This window comes from Microvirga sp. 3-52, from assembly GCF_018383585.1.
In the GTDB taxonomy this organism is placed as follows: Bacteria; Pseudomonadota; Alphaproteobacteria; order Rhizobiales; family Beijerinckiaceae; genus Microvirga.
The window spans coordinates 162,200-169,344 of record NZ_JAHAMK010000007.1 but is presented as its reverse complement, the minus strand read 5'-3'; the positions used below and the strand labels follow the sequence as shown (position 1 = coordinate 169,344).

Genomic DNA, 7,145 nt, shown 5'->3' with positions numbered 1-7,145 from the left:
CGGGACCTTGTCTCTCGGCGAGGGCGGACAGGTCAGCCTGCTGTTCAACGCTCCCATCACGACCGGCGCCAGCGGCTCGGCCAAGCACTACCTGTACTTCGCCGATTTCGGCAGCCGCGGCCAGTACGCCGACACCGTGAAGGTCATCCTCTCGGACGAAAGGTCAGCCCTGCCCTCCTCCGGCCATCTGACGCTTTGGGGAGACGAACGCAGCGAGACGATCGCTCTCGGCCAGGGTTACAACGGGCATAACGGGCGCGGCAACGATGTCGTGGCCGGGCTCGGCGGCCACGACAGGATCTTTACCGCGGGTGGGCACGATGCCCTCTATGGCGGAGCAGACAACGACTGGCTCTATGGCGAGGCCGGCCGTGACCGGCTCTCGGGCGAGAGCGGGCAGGACCGGCTTTATGGCGGGGCGGACAACGACTGGCTTTCCGGCGGGAGCGGCAGTGACGTGTTCGTGTTCGATGCCAGGCTCGGCACGTCCAAGACGGACCGCAAGGTCAACTTCGACAAGATTGCCGACTTCAACGTGAAGGACGACACGATCTGGCTCGACAACGCCATCTTCAAGAAGCTGGGCAAGGGNGGGAGCGGCAGTGACGTGTTCGTGTTCGATGCCAGGCTCGGCACGTCCAAGACGGACCGCAAGGTCAACTTCGACAAGATTGCCGACTTCAACGTGAAGGACGACACGATCTGGCTCGACAACGCCATCTTCAAGAAGCTGGGCAAGGGATCGGAGATCAAGCCTGGAAAGCTGAACAAGTCCTACTTCGAGAGCGGCCAGGCCGACGACCGGAACGATTATCTCCTCTACAACAAGAAGACCGGCATCCTCTCGTATGACGCCGACGGCTCAGGCGCAAAGGCGGCCGTGGAGTTCGCCCAGCTCGGCAAAAACCTCAAGCTGACCTACAAGGACTTCTTCATCGTATGACGGCACCTTGTGTCGAGCAGGTCGGCCGTAAGCTGATCTGTCAACCTGCGATCGAATAATGATCTGGAAGTGTGCGAGTGACCGAATGACCTGGGTTCAGGAACTCATCTCGATCACAGACAAGTGATGGAGATGAGTACCAGGTCCGCGACGAATTGTGATCGGGCTACAGAATGGGCTATCCGCACGAGAGGCCGCATGCTCGGCCTCTCGTGCAGCTCTTCACCTCATTTGGTTTCGAACAAGTGATGATCTACATCATAAGTGCGGTACTATACGAACCTTGCCACCACCAATCCTCGAAGCGATCAAGCTCGAGCTTTGCTCAAGATTTGAAAGTCAGATGTGGCAGGCTGAATCTAACATCAGACACAGCTTAATCCGGTCGGAGTACTGACGAGGTCTCGCGTCGAATCCTTCTCGGTTTCTTCAATACCACTTCTTCCCCGTTCGCCCACATTGTGCCTTCCAATGGCTGCGACTAGTATCCTGCTCGTGCTGGCGGCGAATGGACTTTCTGCAGCCCTTCTCCGATTGGTTGGCATGCGCGGAAGAATATGCGTCGTCCCGACCGCCCGTATTCTACCTGCTGTTCATAGCTGCCCTAGGACACGGCCCATACGTACGTGCAGGAGCCAGGAGATCGCGCGTTTGTGAGAGGTTAGCCATTAATGGTCTGTCCTCAATCTCCGCTTCGATGACATACAATTTCGATCGCAGCACACCGACGATGTTAGAGGATCAGTCATGAAGAGCCCGGACGAAGGCCTGCGAGAACAAATCGATATCTTGAGATTCTTGCTCGTATTTGGGCTGGTGTTCCTGCATTACGGCAAGTTTCCGGGATATAGCCACGATCCCTGGGAAGGATTGATCCTGAACGATCACCCGATCGCGACATTCACAAATTCATACTTCTACTTTTTCTTCCTCAGTTCGGTACCCCTTCTGAGCGCAATATCAGGATACCTTTTCTTCAGGGAAGCAGACTACTCCGCCTCGTTCTTTCTAAGACGCTATCGCAGCCGAACACGCTCTGTTCTCCTTCCGATGATCTCCTGGAACGCGATCTCCCTGGCGGTGGCGGCTATTGTTCTTTCCCTCTACCCGAACTACGGGAAGATCTTGGCGTATGACGTTTTTAACCTGAGGTGGCAGGACATCATAAATGCTCACATCGGATTAACTCAGAACCCCGCCAATTTTCAGTTCTGGTTCCTGCGGGATCTGTTCCTGACTGTTCTGTGTTCCCCGATCCTGGCATTTCTTATCAAGCGAATTCCATGGATAGCCTTCTCAGTCCTGTTCGTCATATGGCTTCTCAACTGGAATGCTTGGCACACCTTCCACCGTCCGGACGTCCTCTTCTTCTTCTACATCGGAGCCATGGCGCGGATTCGAAACTGGCCCGTCGCCACGCTGGTCACGCCGGGCACCGGCGTCATAGCTCTGGTGGCCCTGCTGGGGCTGGTTGCACTGCGCACTCTGGCGCCCCTCTTCGTGCCAGCAGATCTGCCATTGCGCCAAGCGTTTCTTGACGTTTGGAGCGATGGCCTGCGATTGCTCGGCGTTGTCGCATTGTGGGGCGTCGCGCCACTCCTTGTCACGACATATGTCGGGCGCATGATCACCAAAGTCGCAGCGATCGCATTTTTCCTGCACGCCCTTCACTGGCCCCTCAATCAATTCATGAAGGCTTGGTTCGTGCGCATGTTCCCGGATCATAGCGACTTTACTTTGCTGCTTAACTTCTTCGGCAGCTCGATCCTCTCGGTACTGCTTACGATTGCCGCCGCATGGGCGCTCAACGCCCTCGCGCCATCCGTCTTCGATCACCTGAGTGGCGGACGGTCGCGCCTGTGGAGCAGCGCTCGGAATCGCGTCAGCACGCCAGTTGCGGAAAAGCTGCCGCAGGCGGGCGTCTGACTGTGATGGGTTTGTAACGGCAAAGGCGGGTGAAGCATTCATCCGCCTGATCTCAAGCGGGTCCAAGCTCGACCCTGTCCTCGACACGATTGCCGATGCGGCCCGCGGGTGCTTCGACGCACGAACATGCTGTTTCACCATGCACGACCGGTCCGGCAGCCCATCAGGGCGGCAACAGGCCTGGAGGCGGGGAAACGCCCCGGGACGTGGCCTTCGGCAACGATACGATCCAACGATACGATCCTGAGAGACGAACGTCCGTGCGAGAGGGCTCCCTGGCCGACGAGTGACTCAGGAAGAGCCCTTTCATCACGGACGCTCCCTTGATCCTGTCATCGGCCGAAGCGCCCTCGTGATCTTCCTGAAAAGCAGGCTGCCGGGGCGCCTCGCCTTCTTGACGCCCAGTTCCGCACCTTCTCCGGAGCGGCAAGGCCGAGCTTCGGCCCTCTCTGCGCACAGGGGCGCCGGGACATTGCCAAGCGCAGAATTTGGAAACGGCCGGCGGCAGACCGCAAGGCCCGCGTCAAAGCCGGATGTTGTAAAGGCCGGCCCGATGTTGTAAAGGCACACGCGCGCCTTAAGTCGCGCGCTCCTGCTGGCCTGGGGCGCCTGCGCGAGGCGCTGGATCGTTCCAGGTGAGAAGTTGAGCGAATCCGGGCACGGTGCTGCCGGATTGGCAAAATGTTCCTGCCCTCGATCGACAGGTTTCTCCGCCGTGAATTCGCGATGACGCGGCCTTGGGCGGGCACCTCACAGATGTCAGTTTCGATTTGATAAGTGGATGTGGCGGATGAATGCTCCCGCGCCGAAAGTCTCGTTCGTCTCTCTCGGCTGCCCGAAGGCGCTGGTCGATTCCGAGCGCATCATCACCCAGCTTCGCGCCCAGGGCTACCAGCTGACCAAGGAGCACGACGGAGCCGACGTGGTGATCGTCAATACCTGCGGCTTCCTCGACAGCGCCAAGGCCGAGTCCCTCGAGGCCATCGGCGAGGCCATGGCGGAAAACGGCAAGGTCATCGTCACCGGCTGCATGGGCGCCGAGCCCGAACAGATCCGCGACCAGTTCCCGAACGTCCTGGCGATCACGGGCCCGCAGGCCTACGAATCCGTGGTCTCGGCCGTGCATCAGGCGGTGCCGCCGGCTCATGACCCCTTCGTGGACCTCGTCCCGCCCCAGGGCGTGAAGCTGACGCCGCGCCACTATGCCTACCTGAAGATTTCCGAGGGCTGCAACAATCGCTGCTCCTTCTGCATCATCCCGAAGCTGCGCGGTGATCTCGTCAGCCGCCCCATTGCCGACGTGCTGCGCGAGGCCGAGAAGCTCGCCAGGGCCGGGGTCAAGGAGCTCCTGGTGATCTCGCAGGACACCAGCGCCTACGGCCTCGACATCAAATACCAGCCGAGCCTCTGGAAGGACCGGGAGGTCCGCACCCGCTTCTTCGAGCTCGCCAAGGAGCTGGGCGATCTCGGCATGTGGGTGCGCATGCACTACGTCTACCCCTATCCCCATGTGGACGAAGTCATTCCGCTGATGGCCGAGGGCAAGATCCTTCCCTATCTCGACATCCCCTTCCAGCACGCCTCGCCGCGTGTCCTGAAATCCATGCGCCGCCCCGGCAACCAGGAGAAGACCCTCGAGCGCATCCGCAAGTGGCGCGAGATCTGCCCGGATCTCGCCATCCGCTCGACCTTCATCGTCGGCTTCCCCGGCGAGACGGCGGAGGATGTGGACTTCCTCATGCAGTGGCTGAAGGACGCCAAGATCGACCGCGCCGGCTGCTTCCAGTACGAGCCTGTGCAGGGCGCGCCCGCCAACGACATCGCCGGTGCCGTTTCTCCGGAGGAGAAGGAAGAGCGCTGGCACCGCTTCATGCAGACCCAGCAGAAGGTCAGCACCAGGATCCTCAAGAGCAAGGTCGGCAAGACCCTGCCGGTCATCATCGACGAGCAGGGGGCGACCGTCGCGACCGGCCGCACCAAGTACGACGCCCCTGAAATCGACGGCGTCGTCTATGTGGCCTCGCGCCAGGCGCTCAAGCCCGGTGAGATCGTCAACGTGAAGATCGAGGCTTCAGACGAGTACGATCTGCACGGGACGGTGGTTTAACTTCCCTTCTTGCTGGTTTCTGTCGTCATCACCGGCCTTGTGCCGGTGATCCCGATCAAGACAAGCGCTGCGGTGTCATTCCCGGCCGGAGCGCAGCGAAGGGGAAGGGAATCCATAGCGCCGGGCGTGTAAGTGGATCCCCTTCCCGGTCCTGCGGACCGCCGGGGATGACAGCGGAGCGCTGCCCTCGGCGCGGCGCTTCACGGAAGACGAATGGCTGTCCAGGATCAAGTCCGGGACGGCTATGACGGCATCGCAGTTGATCAAATATCCGCAATCTGCTCGCTCGTGATCACCCGAACGCCCGCGGCTTCCAGGTCCCACCGAGTCTTCTCGAGCGACCCGTCGGTGTCGATCGGCCGCGACGCGTCCTCGATCAGATAGGTCTCGAACCCGGCTTCCGCCGCATCGAGCGCGGTCCAGGCTACGCAGAAATCCAGAGCGAGCCCGGCGCAGAAAACCCTGCGGAACCCACGCTCCTTCAGATAGCCGGCAAGCCCGGTCGAGGTCCGCCGGTCCGCCTCCTTGAAGCCGGAATAGCTGTCGATCCCCGCATTGTAGCCTTTACGGATGACCAATTGCGCATGCGGGATGTCGAGGTCGCGCGAGATCTCGGCGCCGGGGGTTCCCTGCACGCAATGGTCGGGCCAGAGCACCTGCGGCCCGTAATGCAGCTCGGTCATCTCGAAAGGCTGTTTCGCCGGATGGGTCGACGCGAAGGAGGCATGCCCTTGCGGATGCCAGTCCTGCGTCAGCACCACATGGCGGAAGGCTCCGGCGAGCCGGTTGACCGGCTCGATCACCGCGTCGCCGTCCGGCACCGCGAGGGCGCCGCCCGGCAGGAAATCGTTCTGAACATCCACGACGATGAGGATGTCGGTATCCCCTGGCTTGATCGTCGTCCCTTCGGCCATTCCTGATCCTCTGAAAACCCGGCGATGAATATAGAGACCGTCACGAAAAAGGGCAGCCGGTCGCCCGGCTGCCCTCGTTCTATTCCAAGCCGGCGCCCGCTTATTGCGGAATCTTGTCCTCGATGCCCTTCACGTAGAAGTTCATGCCGAGAACCTGCTCGTCAGAGAGCGCACCGTTGCCCTTGCACTCGATTTCCTTGCCGTCCTGGCCGATGACCGGGCACTTGAAGGGGTTGAGCTGGCCGGACTTGATGGCCGCTTCGGTGTCCTGAGCCATCTTCTTCACGTCGTCAGGCATATTCTTGTAGGGCGTCATGACGACCATGTGGGCGTTGATGCCGCCCCAGGTGTCCTCGGACTTCCAGGTGCCGTCGAGAACCGCCTTGGTGCGGGCGACGTAGTAGTCGGACCAGTTGTCGACAATGGCGGTGAGCTGCGCCTTCGGGGCGAAACGCTCCATGTCCGAGGCTTGGCCGAAACCGAACTTGCCACGGGCCTCGGCGGCCTGGATCGGAGCCGGGCTGTCCGTGTGCTGGGCCAGCATGTCGACGCCCTGGTCGAGCAGCGCCTTGGCGGCATCGCCTTCCTTCGCAGGGTCGTACCAGGTGTTGGCGAACACGATCTTGATCTTGACGCTCGGGTTCACGGACTGGGCACCGAGGTAGAACGCGTTGATGCCAGCGACCACTTCCGGGATCGGGAAGGCGCCGACATAGCCGATGGTGCCCGACTTGGTCATCTTGCCGGCGATCTGGCCGATGATGTAGCGGCCCTCGTGGAACTTCGCCGCGTAGGTCGACAGGTTCGGAGCACGCTTGAAGCCGGTGGCATGCTCGAACTTGATGTTCGGGTACTTCTTGGCGACCTTCAGAGTCGGCTCCATGAAGCCGAAGGAAGTCGTGAAGATGAGGTCGTGACCGGTGCGGGCGAGCTGCTCGATGGCGCGCTCGGAATCGGCTTCCGGCACGCTTTCGACGAAGGTGGTCGTCACTTTGCCCGGAAAGGCCTTCTCGATGGCCTGGCGGCCCTGGTCGTGCTGGTAGCTCCAGCCATGGTCGCCGACCGGTCCCACATAGATGAAGCCGACTTTGATCTTATCCTTCGGCTGGGCGACCGCGCCGGTTGCAGCCAGAGCTACGACCGTGGCACCCGCCAAGGCTCCGAAGACTTTCCCTGAAAACATGCTCGTTCCCTCGAGGTTGGATTTCCGACATTCCGTCGCAGGTCTTGAGGCTTCTGGCAAGAATTCCTCTGC

5 protein-coding genes are annotated in these 7,145 nt (G+C 60.9%); 3 read left to right on the top strand and 2 right to left on the bottom strand.

All coding sequences use genetic code 11. The annotated features are described in order from the left end of the window. The 3 genes from KHP60_RS25815 to rimO all read left to right on the top strand — a co-directional run. Positions 1-943: calcium-binding protein (locus KHP60_RS25815; protein ID WP_409366265.1), on the top strand; the 943-nt coding region annotated here is incomplete at its 5' end. Positions 944-1,690: 747 nt separating this feature from the next. Beyond that, positions 1,691-2,869, top strand: a complete 1,179-nt coding sequence (locus KHP60_RS08605) for an acyltransferase family protein (protein WP_213563487.1) — start codon at positions 1,691-1,693, stop codon at positions 2,867-2,869. 790 nt (positions 2,870-3,659) lie between these two features. Then, positions 3,660-4,976, top strand: coding sequence for a 30S ribosomal protein S12 methylthiotransferase RimO (gene rimO, locus KHP60_RS08600; protein WP_213563486.1), 1,317 nt, complete (start codon positions 3,660-3,662; stop codon positions 4,974-4,976). Between the two features lie 263 nt (positions 4,977-5,239). On the opposite strand, the gene pncA is transcribed toward rimO, so the two are convergent. Together pncA and KHP60_RS08590 are read right to left on the bottom strand one after the other, a co-directional pair. Further along, entirely contained in the window at positions 5,240-5,890 is a 651-nt protein-coding gene (gene pncA / locus KHP60_RS08595; protein WP_213563485.1) for a bifunctional nicotinamidase/pyrazinamidase, read from the bottom strand. Positions 5,891-5,990: 100 nt separating this feature from the next. Then, positions 5,991-7,073, bottom strand: coding sequence for a BMP family ABC transporter substrate-binding protein (locus KHP60_RS08590; RefSeq protein ID WP_213563484.1), 1,083 nt, complete (start codon positions 7,071-7,073; stop codon positions 5,991-5,993). Positions 7,074-7,145: the final 72 nt, after the last annotated feature.